Genomic DNA, 648 nt, shown 5'->3' with positions numbered 1-648 from the left:
GTTGCGATGACAAAGATTCCCTTCTTGGATTGATTCACAACTTCTGTGCCGGGAATGGGAAGCTGACTGACATGGACGCTCTGCGTGCAGACACACCAACAGTCAGCCTCCTCGGCCTTGATGATGTACGCTCCTCCAAACGTATGGGAGAGTACCTGACTCTTTTCAATGCGGAGGCCGTGAAAGCCTTATATTCCGTTGCCCATAGCCTTTGCCAGCAGATAGCACCCGATGTGATATCACACTTCGTTGAACAAAAAGGCTACCTACCAGTATTTCTTGATGGCACAGAAATCGAAGTGTCAGGGCGACATTTTGAACAGGCTGACGTTGGCTACAGCGGCAACAGGCAGTATTGGCTTCACAATATTTTTATTGGGCACTTATGGGTCAGCGGTCGCCTGAATCCCGGAGCCAGTGACGTTTGTATTGGCTGGCAAGAGCAGCTGGAAAACGATGTTGCCCCACTCATCGAACAAGGAATACCTGTTTGGGCTCGCATGGATAATGCCTACTACAGAAAAGAGGTTGTTGAGTGGTTTGAACAGAAGCAATGGGACTTTTCAATCAGCGTGACTAACAGCAACAACTGTCGTCCGGTACTTGATTGTATCGAGGGCTTACCTGACAGTGCCTGGACAGCTATTC

The 648-nt window shown here is 49.2% G+C and carries 1 protein-coding gene; it reads left to right on the top strand.

Going from position 1 to position 648, the window contains the following annotated elements; translation table 11 throughout:
- Window positions 1-71: 71 nt before the first annotated feature.
- Window positions 72-648, top strand: a 577-nt coding sequence (locus J7380_RS20280) for a hypothetical protein (protein WP_247742677.1), incomplete at its 3' end; no start/stop codon positions are given.

Source organism: Ruegeria sp. R8_1, assembly GCF_017743815.1.
In the GTDB taxonomy this organism is placed as follows: domain Bacteria; phylum Pseudomonadota; class Alphaproteobacteria; order Rhodobacterales; family Rhodobacteraceae; genus Ruegeria; species Ruegeria lacuscaerulensis_A.
The sequence above is the reverse complement of the archived record's forward strand: the minus strand, read 5'-3'. Positions and strand labels throughout refer to the sequence as shown.